This window comes from Ruegeria sp. CH11 (assembly GCF_056537105.1).
The window spans coordinates 155,461-171,493 of the sequence record NZ_JBQFQX010000001.1 but is presented as its reverse complement, the minus strand read 5'-3'; the positions used below and the strand labels follow the sequence as shown (position 1 = coordinate 171,493).

The 16,033-nt window shown below is 59.6% G+C and carries 15 protein-coding genes; 11 read left to right on the top strand and 4 right to left on the bottom strand.

Annotation, left to right across the window (positions count from 1 at the left end; translation table 11 throughout):
• Positions 1 to 2: 2 nt before the first annotated feature.
• Both ACR0LX_RS00860 and pdxH read right to left on the bottom strand, forming a co-directional pair.
• Positions 3 to 530 carry a cold-shock protein gene (locus ACR0LX_RS00860; RefSeq protein WP_480569973.1) on the bottom strand — a complete coding sequence of 176 codons (528 nt, stop codon included), beginning with the start codon at positions 528 to 530 and terminating at the stop codon, positions 3 to 5.
• Between the two features lie 121 nt (positions 531 to 651).
• Positions 652 to 1,257, bottom strand: coding sequence for a pyridoxamine 5'-phosphate oxidase (gene pdxH, locus ACR0LX_RS00855; protein ID WP_480782187.1), 606 nt, complete (start codon positions 1,255 to 1,257; stop codon positions 652 to 654).
• Between the two features lie 135 nt (positions 1,258 to 1,392).
• Here pdxH and fabI point away from each other — a divergent pair, with 135 nt between their 5' ends.
• From fabI to trpE, 5 genes are all read left to right on the top strand, one after another.
• On the top strand, positions 1,393 to 2,199 hold the full coding sequence (fabI, locus tag ACR0LX_RS00850; protein WP_480569979.1) for an enoyl-ACP reductase FabI: 807 nt from the start codon (positions 1,393 to 1,395) through the stop codon (positions 2,197 to 2,199).
• Between the two features lie 6 nt (positions 2,200 to 2,205).
• Entirely contained in the window at positions 2,206 to 2,715 is a 510-nt protein-coding gene (gpt, locus tag ACR0LX_RS00845; RefSeq protein ID WP_155147071.1) for a xanthine phosphoribosyltransferase, read from the top strand.
• Positions 2,716 to 2,779: 64 nt separating this feature from the next.
• On the top strand, positions 2,780 to 3,955 hold the full coding sequence (locus ACR0LX_RS00840; protein ID WP_480782186.1) for an aminotransferase: 1,176 nt from the start codon (positions 2,780 to 2,782) through the stop codon (positions 3,953 to 3,955).
• An 82-nt stretch (positions 3,956 to 4,037) separates the two neighbouring features.
• A complete protein-coding gene (locus tag ACR0LX_RS00835; protein ID WP_480782185.1) occupies positions 4,038 to 5,879 on the top strand; it encodes a peptidyl-prolyl cis-trans isomerase in 1,842 nt (613 codons plus the stop codon).
• A gap of 12 nt (positions 5,880 to 5,891) precedes the next feature.
• Positions 5,892 to 7,403, top strand: a complete 1,512-nt coding sequence (gene trpE, locus ACR0LX_RS00830) for an anthranilate synthase component I (protein ID WP_480782184.1) — start codon at positions 5,892 to 5,894, stop codon at positions 7,401 to 7,403.
• Positions 7,404 to 7,433: 30 nt separating this feature from the next.
• On the opposite strand, the gene ACR0LX_RS00825 is transcribed toward trpE, so the two are convergent.
• A complete protein-coding gene (locus tag ACR0LX_RS00825) occupies positions 7,434 to 8,957 on the bottom strand; it encodes a divergent polysaccharide deacetylase family protein (protein WP_480782183.1) in 1,524 nt (507 codons plus the stop codon).
• 195 nt (positions 8,958 to 9,152) lie between these two features.
• Between ACR0LX_RS00825 and ACR0LX_RS00820 the strand changes: the two genes are divergently transcribed.
• From ACR0LX_RS00820 to lexA, 6 genes are all read left to right on the top strand, one after another.
• Positions 9,153 to 9,734: an anthranilate synthase component II gene (locus tag ACR0LX_RS00820; protein WP_480782182.1), complete on the top strand. Its 582-nt coding sequence runs from the start codon at positions 9,153 to 9,155 to the stop codon at positions 9,732 to 9,734.
• On the top strand, positions 9,731 to 10,750 hold the full coding sequence (trpD, locus tag ACR0LX_RS00815) for an anthranilate phosphoribosyltransferase (protein WP_480782181.1): 1,020 nt from the start codon (positions 9,731 to 9,733) through the stop codon (positions 10,748 to 10,750). Before ACR0LX_RS00820 ends, trpD begins: the two co-directional genes overlap by 4 nt.
• Entirely contained in the window at positions 10,747 to 11,559 is an 813-nt protein-coding gene (gene trpC, locus ACR0LX_RS00810) for an indole-3-glycerol phosphate synthase TrpC (RefSeq protein ID WP_480782180.1), read from the top strand. The genes trpD and trpC overlap by 4 nt, the downstream gene beginning before the upstream one ends.
• Complete coding sequence (gene moaC / locus ACR0LX_RS00805) at positions 11,559 to 12,032, top strand: cyclic pyranopterin monophosphate synthase MoaC (RefSeq protein WP_480570002.1); 474 nt, start codon at positions 11,559 to 11,561, stop codon at positions 12,030 to 12,032. Before trpC ends, moaC begins: the two co-directional genes overlap by 1 nt.
• A complete protein-coding gene (locus tag ACR0LX_RS00800; RefSeq protein ID WP_480782179.1) occupies positions 12,029 to 13,201 on the top strand; it encodes a molybdopterin molybdotransferase MoeA in 1,173 nt (390 codons plus the stop codon). Before moaC ends, ACR0LX_RS00800 begins: the two co-directional genes overlap by 4 nt.
• Positions 13,202 to 13,279: 78 nt before the next feature.
• Positions 13,280 to 13,978, top strand: coding sequence for a transcriptional repressor LexA (gene lexA / locus ACR0LX_RS00795; protein WP_480570008.1), 699 nt, complete (start codon positions 13,280 to 13,282; stop codon positions 13,976 to 13,978).
• On the opposite strand, the gene ACR0LX_RS00790 is transcribed toward lexA, so the two are convergent.
• On the bottom strand, positions 13,972 to 16,002 hold the full coding sequence (locus ACR0LX_RS00790) for a ComEC/Rec2 family competence protein (RefSeq protein ID WP_480782178.1): 2,031 nt from the start codon (positions 16,000 to 16,002) through the stop codon (positions 13,972 to 13,974). The genes lexA and ACR0LX_RS00790 overlap by 7 nt on opposite strands.
• Positions 16,003 to 16,033 lie beyond the last annotated feature (31 nt).

Here is a 16,033-nt window from a genome sequence, read left to right as displayed (position 1 = left end):
GCTCAGCCGTTCAGGGCTGCCTCCCAGGCCAAAACCTGAGCAGCCATCCGGCCCCGTTTACCATCGATGACCCGCATCGCCAGCGCTTCGCCCGGTTGCAGATCGGCCAACCCGGACCGGCGCAGGACCTCGATATGCAGGAATACATCTTCGCTGCTACCAAAGACATTCGCGAATCCGAACCCCTTGCCCTTGTCGAACCACTTTACGCGGGCCGCCTCAAGTGGTGCCTCGGAAATCACGCCCGGATCAAGCTCGGCGAAGTCGGCCAGCATCATGGTGTCGGCGCGTTCCGGTGGGTCGACGCTGACCACCTCTACCGCCTGCACACCACGGTCGGTGCGATGGGTCATGATCTCGATCCCGGCGCCATCAGCGACCGAGCTCTGCCCGAAGTTGCGCAGGACGTTTACGTGCAGCAGAATGTCCGGACCACCTTCGTCGGACACAACAAATCCGTACCCCTTAGCGGGGTCGAACCATTTAACGTGTCCACGGACGCGATACATGCTGTTCAGATCTTCTGGCACTGTTTTCCCATCACGATATAGCGCAGTTCGTCAGGGGTTCGTTGTTGATGCAAATGGCTCGCAAATTCAAGCCGAAAAAGTTCTTTGATTCTGGGCTGTTGCATTTCACGATACGCGAGTGTCATGGATTTAACCTCTGCACTTGCCATTCCGAGTCCGGCGAGTTCCGGGTCCAGCGAAACCGGTCATGCAACCGGAACGCACCATCCGCCCAGAACTCGAATTCAACTGGCGTCAGCCGATAGCCACCCCAGAATTCGGGGCGCGGCGGGTTCGGGCCAAGTTTGGCGGTCACCTTTGCCACCTCGGCCATAAGCGACGTTCGACTGTCCAACGGCTGCGACTGGTGCGAAGCCCACGCCCCCAACCGGCTTTTCAGAGAACGCGAGGCGTAATATTCATCCGCCTGCGGCCCGTCTTCCCGGGTGATTGTACCACGAACGCGAACCTGACGCCGCAACGATTTCCAATGCATCACAAAGGCGGCCTTGTGGGCATCATCCAATTCACCTGCTTTGGCACTGTGATAGTTGGTATAAAACACAAAGGCTGCGGGTTCGATATCCTTCAGCAGCACCATGCGGACATTGGGCATACCTTCGGAATCGACGGTTGCCAGCGCAATCGCATTCGGATCATTCGGTTCCGTTTTCTCAGCTTCTTCCAGCCACCGACCCGTTATTTCAAACGGATCAGCGCCAGCAAAAATGCCACTACGCTCGTTCATTTCCATCCCCTGGAAACAATTGTTAACGACACTAAGGCGAGAACCCGCTGCGAGCAAGAGCGCATGGCCTTGATGCAGGGCAATCAATGGCATAAACCAACCGAACATAACGCGACGACATGCGGAGAAACAAACATGTCAAATCAGTTGATGGCCGGAAAACGCGGCCTCATCATGGGACTGGCCAATGATAAATCAATCGCATGGGGAATCGCCCGAGCGCTGTCCGACGCCGGAGCCGAACTTGCCTTTTCATATCAAGGCGACGCGCTGAAAAAACGTGTTGACCCGTTAGCCGAGAAACTGGGAAGCGAGATTGTTCTTCCGTGTGACGTCAGCGACGAGGCATCGATAGATGCCCTGTTCACTTCTCTGGAAGAAAAATGGGGCAAACTGGATTTCGTGGTCCATGCGATCGGGTTCTCGGACAAGAACGAATTGCGCGGTCGCTACGTCGATACCAGCCGGGCGAATTTCAACCTGACCATGGATGTGTCGGTTTATTCGTTTACCGCCGTGATGCAGCGCGCCGAAAAGATGATGGCCGAAGGTGGCAGCGCCATCACGCTGACCTATTACGGGGCCGAGCAGGTCATGCCCCATTACAATGTCATGGGCGTCGCCAAAGCGGCGCTGGAAGCATCGGTGAAATACCTGGCCGAAGATCTGGGCAAGGATGGTATCCGCGTCAACTCGATCTCGGCGGGTCCGATCAAGACATTGGCCGCCAGTGGCATCGGTGATTTCCGCTATATCATGAAGTGGAACGAGTACAATTCGCCCCTACGCCGCAACGTGACCATCGACGATGTCGGCAAATCGGCACTGTATCTTCTGTCTGATCTCAGCAGCGGTGTCACGGGCGAGAATCTGCACGTGGATTCGGGCTACCACATCGTCGGCATGAAAGCCGTCGACGCGCCGGACGTGGAAAAAGGATAACAATCGATGAGCGCCAAAGACCGCTTGCCCCACGAAAAAGGCTTTCACATAAGCTGGGACCAGATCCACCGGGATTCCCGCGCTCTGGCCTGGCGGCTGGATGGGCAAGGCCCGGACGACGGGGCGTGGCGCGCCGTGGTTGCCATCACGCGCGGCGGAATGGCCCCCGCCATGATCGTCAGTCGCGAGTTGGATATTCGCACCGTGGATACGATCAGCGTGCGGTCCTACCACCATCAGGAACAAGGCGAGGCCGAAGTATTGAAAGCCCCCGATGCCGACCTGATGGGCGACGGCACCGGCGTTCTGATCATCGACGATCTGGTCGACAGCGGCAAAACGCTTGAACTGGTGCGCGACATGTACCCCAACGCCCATTTCGCGACGGTGTATGCCAAACCCAAGGGCCGACCGATGGTTGATACATTCATCACCGAGGTCAGCCAGGACACCTGGATCTTCTTCCCATGGGATATGGCGCTGCAATATGTCGAGCCCTATAGGGGCACAGACTGACATCCGGGCTTCTTCTGTTCAAAAATACCTCGGAGCGCGAGGCAGAGCCTCGCAAAAAAAACGCATGAGCAACACACGCACCGCCGCCACCTTCCCTCCTCCGGTGATGGAGGCCCGACGCTGGCTAGACGGTGTAATCTTTCCCGCAGACCGCCCGCTGATCAACGTCAGCCAAGCCGCGCCGGTCGATCCACCGCCGCTGGCGCTTCGGCAGGCGATGGCAGAGTTCGCTATAAACGAAGACAGCGCGCATCTATATGGTCCCGTTCTGGGCAACACCGATCTGCGCGCGGAATTGGCACGTCAGATCGGCGAGCACTATGCCGCAAATGTCGCGGCCGATCAGGTTGCCATAACCTCGGGGTGCAATCAGGCGTTTTCTGCTGTTGTGTCGGCGGTTACCGATCAAGGGGATGAGATAATCATACCAACCCCTTGGTATTTCAATCATAAGATGTGGCTGGACATGGCCGGCGTCAAAGCTGTTGACCTGTCGACCGGCGATGATCTTTTGCCCGATCCGGAAAAAGCCCGCGCTTTGATCACCAGCAAAACGCGCGCCATTTCGCTGGTGACGCCGAACAATCCCGGCGGAGTAGAATACCCTGCCGAACTGGTACGTGCCTTTTTTGATCTTGCGCGCGAGGCTGGCATCCGCCTCCTCGTCGACGAAACCTATCGCGATTTCGACAGCCGCAGCGGTCCTCCGCACGATCTTTTCCAGCAGGAAAACTGGCAAGAAACGCTTGTTCATCTGTATTCTTTTTCCAAGGCCTACCGGCTGACCGGGCATCGCGTGGGGGCGGTCGCCAGCAGCACCGCTCTACTGGCCGAAATGGAAAAATTTCTGGACACAGTAGCGATCTGCCCCAGCCAGATCGGGCAATTCGCCGCCCTGTGGGGGATGCAGAACCTGTCGCAATGGGTGGCGGGTGAGCGTGACGAAATCCTCGACCGCCGCGCAGCCATTGCCGAGGGCATGCCAAAGCTGGAAGCCAAAGGTTGGCGCTTGCTGGGCTTGGGTGCGTATTTCGCCTATCTCGAACACCCTTTCGACCTGGCCTCGGATCAGTTGGCACAGCGTCTTGTGCCAGAGGCAGGCATTCTGCTGCTCCCGGGCACCATGTTCATGCCTGCGCGTGACCCCGCCGGCAAGCGACAGGTTCGCGTGGCATTCGCCAATCTCGACCGTGCAGGAATTGCACAGTTGTTTGATCGACTGAGTGCACTGTCCTTCTGACCTTGCCCCCCGGCGATGCGCGTCGTATTCAGGGCCGCAACCAACAGGGCAGCACCTGCCACCACATAACACAGAGGGCGCCATGGCCGCAGGCATGAAAAACCTATCAAAGACCTTTGTCTGGATACTCATGGGCCTTTTGATGCTGGGCCTTGCAGGGTTCGGCGCGACCAGCCTGACCGGTACGGTCAGAACCGTGGCGCAGGTCGGCGACGAAAGCGTCTCGGTCGACAAATATGTCCGCGAATTGCAGCGTGAAATTCGCGCGGTCGAGGCGCAGACCGGGCAGGCAATGCAGATTTCAACCGCGCATGAACTTGGGCTGGATCGGCAAGCTTTGTCGCGACTGGTGGCTCTGGCCGCTCTGGACAATGAGGTTGGGCAGCTTGGCATCTCAATCGGCGATGAAAACCTGCAACGGGAAATCGTGCAGATTCCGGCCTTTCAGGGCGTTGACGGCACCTTTGATCGCGAGGCGTATCGCTTTCAGCTGGATCAGATTGGTCTGAGCGACACAGATTTCGAATCGGATCTGCGTAAGGAAATTGCCCGCACCATCGTTCAGGGTGCTGTCATGAGCGGTGTCGAAATGCCGCGCAGCTTGACCGAAGCACTGGCCAACTATGTGCTGGCCCGACGCAGCTTTACGGTCGCGACGCTGTCTGCGGACGCGCTTGAGACACCAGTTGCTGCACCGACGGATGCGCAAGTGCAGTCGTATTACGACGAGAACACCGATCAATTTACCCTGCCCCGCACCAAGAAACTGACCTATGCGATCCTGTCGCCTGACATGCTGTTGGATACGATCGAGGTTGACGCTGACGCGGTGCAACGCCTCTACGAACAGCGCGCCGAACAGTACCAGCAGCCAGAACGGCGCTTGGTCGAACGTCTGGTGTTTCCCGACGATACCGCCGCGACCGAGGCGCTGGCCCAGCTAGAGGTCGGCGGGACAACGTTCGAACAACTGGTCCGAGCGCGCGAGCTTGAGCTAAGTGATGTCGATCTGGGCGACGTGACCCGCGAGGATCTGGGCGAAGCCGCCGATGAGGTTTTTGCGGCCGAGATCGATGACGTCGTCGGCCCGCTGCCCTCGACATTCGGCCCCGCGCTGTTTCGGATAAACGGTTCGCTGGCCGAAAACATCGTGACCCTGGAAGACGCCGAACCGGAACTGCGCGAAGAGCTTGCCGCCGATCAGGCTCGCCGTCAGATCGAGGCTCAGTCCGAAGATATCAACGATTTGCTCGCCGGGGGCGCAACTCTGGAAGAGCTGGTTGGCGAAACCGACATGGAACTGGGCCAGATCGACTGGACCCAGCAAAGCGATCAGGGTGTGGCGGCCTATGACGGTTTCCGCTCGGTTGCCGAAGCCGTTCAGGATGGCGATTTCCCCGAAGTCGCGTTTCTTGAGGACGGCTCGATCTTTGCCCTGCGCCTGAACGAAGTTCTCGACCCACGGCCCGAGCCGTTGGACAGCGCCCGTGACCGCGTCATCCAAGCGTGGACGCAGACCGAAGTTGCAAAAGCCTTGGAAGCGCAGGCAGGATCTGTTCTGACCCAGTTGGTTACCGATGGCGATTTCACGGCAACCGGTCTGCCCTTCCGTGTCGAGAACGCGCTGACCCGCACCGCTTTTCTGGAAGATGTACCCGCTGAATTCATGACTCAGGTGTTCGAAATGGAACCGGGCGATATTCGGGTTGTCCCCGGCGACAGCACCGCTCTGATCGTTCGTCTGGACGAGGTTCTTCCACCGGCAGAAACCGACGAGCAGCGACAGATGCAAGACGCACTGGCAGCGCAATTGAATCAGGCGCTGGCACAGAACATCTTTGATGCCTACGTGCTTGATACGCAGACCCGTGCGCGTCCGGTGGTGGATCAACAGGCACTGAACGCCGTGCAGGCAAGTTACTAACCGAGAGCGTCCATGGCCCTGACCCCCGATTTCGACAATTTCGCGCGCGCCTACGAGGCAGGCGAAAATCAGGTTGTCTTTACCCGCCTTGCCGCCGATCTGGATACGCCTGTATCGCTGATGCTCAAGCTGACCGGCGCGCAAAAGGACGCGTTTATGCTGGAATCGGTCACCGGTGGCGAGGTGCGCGGACGTTATTCGATCATCGGGATGAAGCCGGACCTGATCTGGCGCTGCCAAGGAGAAGCTTCGGCCATCAACCGGTCGGCCCGCTTCGACGCCGAAGGGTTCGTGCCGCAAGACGGTAACCCGATGGACAATCTGCGCAGCCTTCTGGCCGAGTCGCGCATCGCCCTGCCCGATGATCTGCCGCAAGCCGCCGCCGGTCTGTTCGGGTATCTGGGCTATGACATGGTGCGCCTGGTCGAACACCTGCCAGACGTGAACCCGGACCCGCTGGGCCTGCCGGATGCCATCATGTTGCGCCCCTCTGTTATCGCCGTTCTGGACGGCGTTAAGGGTGAGGCTACCGTTGTTTCCCCTGCCTGGGTGGCCGACGGACAATCGGCAAAGGCAGCCTATGCGCAGGCTGCAGAACGCGTCATGGACGCGGTGCGCGATCTGGAACGCGCGATGCCTGCCGAAACCCGCGATCTGGGTGAATCGCGCGAAGTCGCGCCTCCTGAATCGAACTTCACCAAGTCCGGCTATATGGAAGCTGTTGAAAAGGCCAAGGAATATATCCGCGCGGGTGACATCTTTCAGGTTGTTCCCGCGCAGCGCTGGTCGCAGGATTTCCCGCAGCCGCCATTTGCACTCTATCGATCGTTGCGCCGTACCAACCCTTCGCCGTTCATGTTCTATTTCAACTTCGGCGGCTTTCAGGTCGTGGGCGCCAGCCCCGAAATTCTGGTGCGCGTCTTTGGCGACGAAGTGACCATTCGCCCTATCGCCGGCACCCGTCCCCGCGGTGCCACGCCGGAAGAGGATCGCGCCAACGAAGCCGATCTGCTGACCGACAAGAAGGAACTGGCCGAGCATCTGATGCTGCTTGATTTGGGGCGGAACGATACCGGCCGCGTGTCAAATATCGGGACCGTCCATCCCACGGAAAAGTTCATCATCGAACGCTATAGCCACGTCATGCACATCGTATCAAATGTTGTCGGTGAACTGTCCGAGGACAAAGACGCACTGGATGCGTTTTTTGCGGGCATGCCTGCGGGCACCGTCTCGGGCGCACCCAAGGTGCGTGCGATGGAAATCATTGACGAGCTGGAACCGGAAAAGCGTGGCGTCTACGGCGGCGGTGTTGGCTATTTCAGCGCCGGTGGCGACATGGACATGTGCATCGCGTTGCGCACAGCCATCGTGAAGGATCGCAAACTTTATATTCAGGCAGGCGGCGGCGTCGTCTATGACAGCGACCCCGAGGCGGAATATATGGAAACCGTGCACAAATCCAACGCCATACGACGCGCGGCGGCAGATGCTGCGCGGTTCACCGGCAACGGGAATGGATGAAAACGGGCGGCAGTTGTGCCGCCCTTGGACCTAGTATTCCAGCGCGTTGGCGCCCTGTTCGACCTCGCTTTTCATAACGGCCGAGATTGGTGCCATCGCGACGCGGTTGCCGCGATCCTCAAGCCCCCACAGCAACAGTGCCGAGATCGTCTCGGGGCGCAAGCGACCCATCATCACAACCGCGCCTTCCTGCCCGGCGCGAAACGCCGCTTGATCCAGAAAGCGGCGCATGACCTTGGCATCCTGACGCGCACCGTCGAAATCGCGGAACACAACACTTGAAGGCACGCCGTTGCGCGCAGCAAGTTTCTGCACGGTATTCAGACCGCTGTCCTGCGTCACCAGACCGCGTCCGGTATCGCCTGCGATTGCAGCGACCTGATCGGCCAGTTTGCGGTTGCCCTGGATACCGGTATCGACACCTTCGAGAATTCCAACCGTCTGATGCAACGTGTCCAGCCATACGGACAGCGACACCTCGGCATCCTGTGCATTTGCAGCCTGATGCATATCGACAAGCGCCATGACCTCGAAACCGGCCTCTCGGTGGCGGGCCATCTTTTCGGCGGCGTCCGGGTCGGTGGGGCTGACGGCAAAGCTGATGGGATAGGGAAAATCCTTCAGAGCCTCAGCGCCATAGGCGCCCTCGTCATCAATCAGAATGATCGACATCAGCGGCTTGGACTCCGGGTTATCGAAATCGGCAGCATATTCCTCGATCGGCTTGCCAGAGGTTTCAGGCTGCGCTTCGGCTTGCTCTTCAGGTGGATCGTCGCGTTCGGTCAAAGGAATTACACGCTTGCCTACCAGCGTTCCGGATGGGCCCGATTGTTCTGTCGGAGCTTCGGGCAAAGTCAGGATACGAGGCTGGTTTCGGGGTAGAGTATCCTCGTCCCCCTCGACGGCGATGGGATTATCCTCGACCGAAACGTCCTCATCCACCTCGGGTTCCGGCTCGGGTCGCAACACGGCAACCTGGGTGTCCGGTGCGTCAGATGGGGGCTCGGGCTGTGGGTTCGGCTGTAACTCTGGTGCAGGCGCTTCCACAACCTCCGGCGCTGGAGCTTCGGCAACCTCTGGTTCGGGTGCTGGTCTCGGCTCGGGCGGTTGCAGGCTGTCCGCCGTCAGGCCGGGTGCTGAATCCTCTGTCGGCGCGGATCCGACAGGGGCTGGTTCCGAAGAAACTATCGCGGTATCCGGCGCAGCCACTGCCGCAGGTACGTCAGCCGCAGAGGGAGCTTCGATCTCGGCCGGCAGCGTAACGGCTTCAGGCAGTTCATCCGGTTGTAGCTCGATTCCGTCCAAACCGGCCAACGTGTCGGACTCAGCCTTCGGTTCGGTCGGCGACTGCGCGGGCCGCTCGACCAGGTCGGCGTCCTTGCCCTGAATCTGGACATCTTCCGAAGAAGAAGGCGTAGCTGGTGCGTCCGCAACGTCGGGCGCGGTCGCAGCGACTTGCGGTTTGCCGGTCAGCGGTGTGTTCAGCGACAACACCGCACCAAGGGCCAGAACCGAAACTGTCCCGGCGATCATTCCACCGTAAAATCCGCCCATCGAAAACCTGCCTCTCGCGTTGTTTCCTGCCTCACATACCCCTGCGCCATCTGGTGCGGCACTCACTTGCACACGTCCCGGACGGATGTCCTCTTGACGCTGCCCTGCAAGCCTGAGCATGTATGTCCCGACATTATACCGTGGCCCGGGGCTGCATCGCCAGCCTGAAATGCCCAAGTGAAGATAAGAGCTCAAATGCTGCTGCTGATCGACAACTATGACTCGTTTACCTACAACCTGGTACACTATCTGGGCGAGCTGGGGGCCGAAATGGTCGTCCGACGCAATGATGCGCTGGACGTGCAGGAAGCGATGGCGATGAATCCTGCCGGGATACTGCTCAGCCCTGGTCCGTGCGATCCCGATCAGGCCGGAATTTGCCTTGCCTTGACCGAAGCCGCAGCTGAAACGCAGACACCCCTTATGGGCGTCTGTCTGGGTCATCAGACAATCGGCCAGGCGTTCGGAGGCAAGGTCGTTCGGTGCCACGAGATCGTGCACGGCAAGATGGGCACGATGAACCATAACGGCAAAGGCGTCTTCGCCGGGCTGCCCTCGCCGTTTGAAGCGACCCGCTATCACTCGCTGATCGTCGACCGCGAGACGCTGCCGGACTGCCTTGAAATCACGGCGGAATTGCAAGATGGCACCATCATGGGACTGCAACACAAAGACCTGCCAATCCACGGCGTACAGTTTCACCCCGAATCCATCGCTTCCGAGCATGGGCACGCCCTGCTCAAGAACTTCCTGAACGAAATGAAAGTCCCCGCATGAGTGACGCCCTGAAACCGCTGATCGGTGCTGCGGCCGACCGACCATTGACACGCGCCGAAGCGGAACAAGCCTTTGACATTCTGTTCGAAGGCGAGGCGACCCCCAGCCAGATTGGCGGGCTTCTGATGGCGATGCGTACACGGGGCGAAACCGTTGACGAGTTCGCCGCTGCGGCTGCTGTGATGCGATCAAAATGCCACGCGGTCAAAGCGCCCGACGGCGCGATGGACATCGTCGGTACTGGAGGAGATGGCAAGGGCACCCTGAACATCTCGACCGCAACGGCCTTTGTGGTCGCGGGTGCCGGGGTCACGGTGGCAAAGCACGGCAACCGCAATCTCAGCTCGAAATCCGGGGCCGCTGACGCGTTGGGGCAGCTGGGCATCAACGTTATGGTCGGCCCGCAAACCGTTGAAAAAGCTCTGCAAGAGGCGGGGATAGGGTTCATGATGGCCCCGATACATCATCCCGCCATCGCGCATGTCATGCCGTCGCGGCAGGAGTTGGGTACACGCACGATATTCAATATACTCGGGCCGCTGACCAACCCCGCCGGGGTCACGCGTCAGTTGACCGGGGCTTTCAGCCGCGATCTGATCAGACCGATGGCGGAAACCCTAGGTTTGCTGGGGGCGGAACATGCCTGGCTGGTGCACGGTTCGGATGGAACCGACGAGCTGACCATCACCGGCGTCAGTTGGGTGGCCTCGGTCGAAGATGGAACCGTCAAAGAAACAGAACTGCACCCCGAAGATGCGGGCCTGCCCGTTCACCCGTTCGAGGACATTATCGGCGGTACGCCCCAAGAAAACGCTCAGGCGTTCCGCGCGCTTCTGGACGGTGCGCCCTCGGCCTATCGCGACGCGGTCTTGCTGAATTCGGCGGCTGCCCTTGTTGTGGCAGACGCCGCCGCGGACCTTCGCGAAGGGGTCCAGTTGGCGGCCGAGAGCATCGATAGCGGCAAAGCCAAAGACAAGATTACCACCTTGGCCCGCATTACACAGGAAGCCGAATGACCGAGACCGTACTCGACAAGATCAAAGCCTACAAACTGGAAGAAATCGCGGCAGACAAGGCCGAGAAGTCTTTGGAAACGTTGGAGTCTGAGGCCAGCAGCGCGCCTGAGACACGCGGGTTTGCCGAGGCGCTGCACAAGGCCACTCGCAGTGGCTATGGGTTGATCGCCGAAGTGAAAAAGGCCAGCCCCTCCAAGGGTTTGATCCGGGCTGACTTCGATCCGCCGACCCTGGCCAAAGCCTATGAAGATGGCGGCGCGGCTTGCCTTTCGGTTTTGACGGACACGCCTAGCTTTCAGGGCGCGAAGGACTATCTGACCGCAGCGCGCGAGGCGACGGGACTGCCAGCTCTGCGCAAGGATTTCATGTATGACCCCTATCAGGTTGTCGAAGCGCGCGCGCTGGGTGCGGACTGCATCCTGATCATCATGGCCTCGGTGAGCGACGCGCAGGCGGCCGAGTTGGAACAAACCGCATTTGATTGGGGCATGGACGTTCTGATTGAGGTGCATGATGAGGCTGAGTTGCAACGCGCAACCGATCTGAAAAGCCCGTTGATCGGGATAAACAACCGCAATCTCAAGACGTTCAAGACCACTCTTGATACAACCCGCCATCTGTCCAAGCTGGTTCCTGCGGATCGAACCATCGTGTGTGAAAGCGGGTTGAGCACGCCTGCTGATCTGGCCGATATCGCCCGCTATGGCGCACGCTGTTTTCTGATCGGTGAAAGCCTGATGCGGCAGGCTGACGTCTCGGCGGCGACCCGCGCGTTGCTTGCCAATCCGCTTGTACCCGGAGTGATGTGATGCCACTGACCCATTTCGATGCACAAGGCCAGGCGCATATGGTAGATGTGTCCGACAAAGACGTCACCGACCGCGTCGCCGTCGCTGCCGGACACGTCAAGATGGCATCGGAAACGTTTGAAATCATATCGGAAGGTCGCGCCAAGAAAGGCGATGTACTGGGCGTTGCCCGCCTAGCCGGGATCATGGGCGCCAAGAAAACGCCGGATCTGATCCCCCTGTGCCATCCTCTGCCAGTCACGCGCGTTGCTGTCGATCTGACGCTGGACCCACAGCTTCCGGGTGTCCAGATCGAGGCTACGGTCAAGACCACCGGTCAGACCGGCGTTGAAATGGAGGCTTTGACCGCAGTATCAACCGCTGCCCTGACCGTCTATGACATGATCAAGGCGGTGGATAAGGCAATGGAAATCGGTGGCATCCGCGTTCTTCTGAAAGACGGCGGCAAATCAGGGCGTTACGAGGCGGAATGATTACCGTCGAGGATGCCCGCGCGCTGCTTTTTGATCTGGTGGATCGTCTGCCCGTCGAAGCGGTCCCTCTGACCGACGCTGCAGGTCGGGTTCTGGCGCAACACGTGTGCGCGCTGCGCGACCAACCCCCGTTTGCGGCATCTTCGATGGATGGGTATGCCGTAAAGGCCACCGAGGTTGAACTGCACGCCATGTTCAAGGTCATCGGAGAGTCGGCTGCAGGCAATCGCTTTGCTGGAGCCGTGGGTCCCGGACAAGCGGTTCGGATTTTTACCGGAGCGCCGATACCCGATGGTGCCGATTTTGTCGTCATTCAAGAAGACACCGATCGGCGGGGCGACTTGCTGACCATTACCGAAGAGCCGGGCGCCAAAACAAATATCCGTCCCGCCGGGGTAGATTTCAAAGCCGGAACAGAAATCACAGCACCGCGCCTATTGCGCGCTGAAGACGTGGCATTGATGGCCGCCATGAACATCGCAACGGTGCCGGTCACGCGCAAACCAATCGTTGCGCTAATATCGACCGGCGACGAACTGGTGATGCCCGGAGACACCCCTGGCCCCGATCAGATCATCGCGTCAAATACGTTTGGTCTCAAAGCGTTGCTGGAAGATGTTGGGGCACATGTGAGGGTGCTGCCGATCGCGAAGGATACGGTTTCATCACTTGAAACGGCGTTCGGTCTGGCGGAAGGGGCTGATCTGGTGGTGACAATCGGCGGCGCTTCGGTTGGTGACTACGATCTGGTCAAGGACGTCTCGCAAGGGCTTGGGATGGAACGCTCCTTCTACAAAATCCGCATGCGACCCGGCAAACCTTTGATGGCCGGTCGGATCAACGGTTCGGCCATGGTCGGTCTTCCGGGCAACCCGGTCAGCGCCATGGTCTGCGGCTATCTGTTTCTTGCCCCGATGATCCGACGAATGCTGGGTATTGCGGAGGCCCTGCCCCCATTTCGAACGGCTCGGTTGGCCGAAGCGATCGGTGAAAACGGTCAGCGCGAGCACTACATGCGCGCCGTTGTGGATGACTCGGGTATCAAAGCCTGTGCGGATCAGGACAGTTCGTTGCTAAGCGTACTGGCGCAAGCAAACGCACTTTTGCTGCGCCCACCCCATGATCCGGCACGTCCGACAGGCGATAGGGTTTCGTATCTGCCGATCTGATTGAAAAGCAAACTCGTTGACACAAAACGTGAACATGCGTAGAACAAAAAGAAACGCATAAGCGACGAGGTGTGAGCGATGCTAACCAAGAAGCAGTTGGATTTGCTGGAATTCATCCATAAACGCGTGCAAGCGGACGGTGTTCCCCCCAGTTTCGATGAAATGAAGGCCGCTTTGGACCTAAGGTCCAAATCTGGTATTCACCGATTGATAACCGCGCTCGAGGAACGCGGCTTTATCCGACGCCTCGCGCATCGCGCCCGCGCCATCGAAATTGTCAAACTGCCCGAAAGTTTAGGTGGTGAGCCGACAGCGGGCTTCAATCCGCGCGTGATCGAAGGCGATAGACCCACTGGGCCGCGTCCGGCAAATTTCGAACCCGTCACGGTCGACGCAATGGAACTGCCCGTCATGGGTCGCATTGCGGCTGGTGTCCCGATCGAGGCGATCAGCCATGTCTCGCACCGGGTCGCGGTGCCCGGGTCGATGATTTCGGGCAAGGGCGAACACTACGCGCTCGAAGTGCGCGGGGATTCGATGATCGATGCGGGCATCAATGATGGCGATGTGGTGGTGATCCGCGAAACTTCAGCTGCAGACAATGGCGACATTGTTGTGGCTCTGGTCGAAGATCAGGAGGCCACGTTGAAACGGTTCTTCCGTCGTGGCCACGCCATTGCGCTTGAGGCTGCCAACCCCGCTTATGAAACCCGCGTTCTGCCCGAGGACAAGGTCAAGGTGCAGGGCCGTCTGGTTGGTCTGATCCGCAGTTACTGATCCACCCTGCCCGGCGACCACAGACGCTGACCCGAGATGTCAGCGCTTGTGACAATGCGCCCATTGTCCAGCGCCAGACTGCCGGTTTTCATAAGCGATTGCGCATCATAGAACACGCAATCTCCGGTCAGTTTCAAAGCGACCGGAGAGATCACGATCTGGTGCGCCGCGCACTCGTCGAACCCCTGTGCGGCGCGCTTGCCGGTAATGTGAACCATTTCCTTACCGCCGATCAGATACCTCTTAACCGGATCGCCCTCACCGGGCCAGCGCGTTGCTGCCAAGGGTTGATCCACACTGTCGCCGTCGTTTTCCAACCAGACCGAGGCGACAAAACCGCTGCCCTTGCTTTTGCTCAGGGCACGACCCTGTTCTGTCATGACACCGATCAACCCCCCGCTATCGGCCACCAGAACCTCGGGCCGATGCCCCTGCCCCCAGAATGTCATAACCAACGCGGCCGGTATCAGGCCAACCCAGCGCGCACGGCCCTGCCATAGAATGATCCAAAGCAAGCTGAGGGCCAGAACAGGCAGCAGAAATTCCGGTGGGCTGACCACATAGCCTTGCGCACCATCCAGCCCCGACACCCGATCCGCGACCATAATAATCCAACTCAAACCGACGCCCATCACCTTGAGAGCGATCCAGTCCAGCCCAAACGGAGCCAGCAACGCCGCCACCACAGCCGCAGGCACCACAAGCGTTCCCATGACCGGAACGGACAACAGGTTTGCGATCAACCCATAGTGCGACATTGTGTTGAAATGGGCGGCCCCGATCGGTGCGGTGGCGAGACCCGCGATGGCCGAGGACAGAACAACACCAACCACCGGCTTCATCCTTTTGGGTCCGGGCAAACGTCCGAAATCGCGCAGCGCCCCAAAGACAGCGACCAGCGCGGTTGTTGCCGCGAAGGACATCTGGAAACCCGGGCTTAACAGCGACTCGGGCCGTAAGATCTGTACGATCACCGCGGCCAAGGCCACTGCGCGCAAGGATACCGCCCTGCGATCCACCAGAACTGCGCCCAGCATCACCGATACCATGACAAAGGCGCGTTCGGTCGCCACGTTGCCGCCCGACAACGCCAGATAGATCATGGCCGCAAACAAAGCCAACACCGCCGCAATCTTGCGGACCGGCAACCGTAATGCCAGCGACGGAATGGCTGAGAGACCGATCCGAAATGCCGCAAAGACAAACCCGGTCAGCAAACCCATATGGAGCCCCGAAATGGCGAGCAAATGCGCCAGATTCGATGCGCGTAGCGCGTTCAGCGTCTCTTGCTGCATGCCGCTGCGATCTCCGGTCGTGACAGCGGCGGCAAACCCTCCGACCTCGCCGGGCAGAATCCGGCGAACATGGTTCGAGATTGCCATGCGCCAACTGGTGACACGCACACCATCTGCGCCACTTTCAGCCGAGGCGGCGGTCAGAACCGGCACCCGCGTGTATCCCACCGCGCCAAGGCCTTGAAACCAGGCATGGCGGCGAAAATCGAACCCGCCCGGCTCCACAGGCCCCTGTGGTGGAGACAAATGGCCGGTTGTCATGATGCGTTGGCCAGGCTTCAGTTCGGCGTCGCCACCGTGCAAGGACAATCGGACCCGATACGGCCGCTCGCCAGTTGGTATATCTTCCAGCCGCACATGATCCAGCGTCACCCGCAGCGCGTCCGAAGCTGAACGGTCCAGCGCAACGACGCGCCCTTCGATCGGGCCATAATACCGCCAGCTCAGCACCGGCTCGGCCACGGAATGCGCCCGGGTTCCGGCAAGCAGGAAACCAACCGCGACCAATGCCAGAGCGACTGCAAGTGGACTCCATGCGGCATTCAGCATTCGGGCCAGAAACGCTGCGGAAATCAGTGTCGAAGCCACGAACGTATATGTCATCGCATCGGGTTCAAACCTAAGCCCAAAATACAGACCGATGCCTGCTGCGAGGCAAATCGGAGCCCAGACGAACAGATGCCCACGCTGTTGCAGCAACGCGACCTCGACCCGTGCCAGAACACCCATAGTTGCCCCCGTCCTTCGGGCTCGTTAGACA

What these genes read in the sequence shown, in the direction of transcription:
- ACR0LX_RS00825 (WP_480782183.1), bottom strand. Translation starts at nt 8,957, where the DNA reads ATGGGCGGATTTTACGGTGGAATGATCGCCGGGACAGTTTCGGTTCTG.
- ACR0LX_RS00800 (WP_480782179.1), top strand. Translation starts at nt 12,029, where the DNA reads ATGATTACCGTCGAGGATGCCCGCGCGCTGCTTTTTGATCTGGTGGAT.
- lexA (WP_480570008.1), top strand. Translation starts at nt 13,280, where the DNA reads ATGCTAACCAAGAAGCAGTTGGATTTGCTGGAATTCATCCATAAACGC.
- ACR0LX_RS00820 (WP_480782182.1), top strand. Translation starts at nt 9,153, where the DNA reads ATGCTGCTGCTGATCGACAACTATGACTCGTTTACCTACAACCTGGTA.
- pdxH (WP_480782187.1), bottom strand. Translation starts at nt 1,257, where the DNA reads ATGAACGAGCGTAGTGGCATTTTTGCTGGCGCTGATCCGTTTGAAATA.
- fabI (WP_480569979.1), top strand. Translation starts at nt 1,393, where the DNA reads ATGTCAAATCAGTTGATGGCCGGAAAACGCGGCCTCATCATGGGACTG.
- trpE (WP_480782184.1), top strand. Translation starts at nt 5,892, where the DNA reads ATGGCCCTGACCCCCGATTTCGACAATTTCGCGCGCGCCTACGAGGCA.
- gpt (WP_155147071.1), top strand. Translation starts at nt 2,206, where the DNA reads ATGAGCGCCAAAGACCGCTTGCCCCACGAAAAAGGCTTTCACATAAGC.
- ACR0LX_RS00840 (WP_480782186.1), top strand. Translation starts at nt 2,780, where the DNA reads ATGAGCAACACACGCACCGCCGCCACCTTCCCTCCTCCGGTGATGGAG.
- moaC (WP_480570002.1), top strand. Translation starts at nt 11,559, where the DNA reads ATGCCACTGACCCATTTCGATGCACAAGGCCAGGCGCATATGGTAGAT.
- ACR0LX_RS00790 (WP_480782178.1), bottom strand. Translation starts at nt 16,002, where the DNA reads ATGGGTGTTCTGGCACGGGTCGAGGTCGCGTTGCTGCAACAGCGTGGG.
- ACR0LX_RS00835 (WP_480782185.1), top strand. Translation starts at nt 4,038, where the DNA reads ATGGCCGCAGGCATGAAAAACCTATCAAAGACCTTTGTCTGGATACTC.
- trpC (WP_480782180.1), top strand. Translation starts at nt 10,747, where the DNA reads ATGACCGAGACCGTACTCGACAAGATCAAAGCCTACAAACTGGAAGAA.
- trpD (WP_480782181.1), top strand. Translation starts at nt 9,731, where the DNA reads ATGAGTGACGCCCTGAAACCGCTGATCGGTGCTGCGGCCGACCGACCA.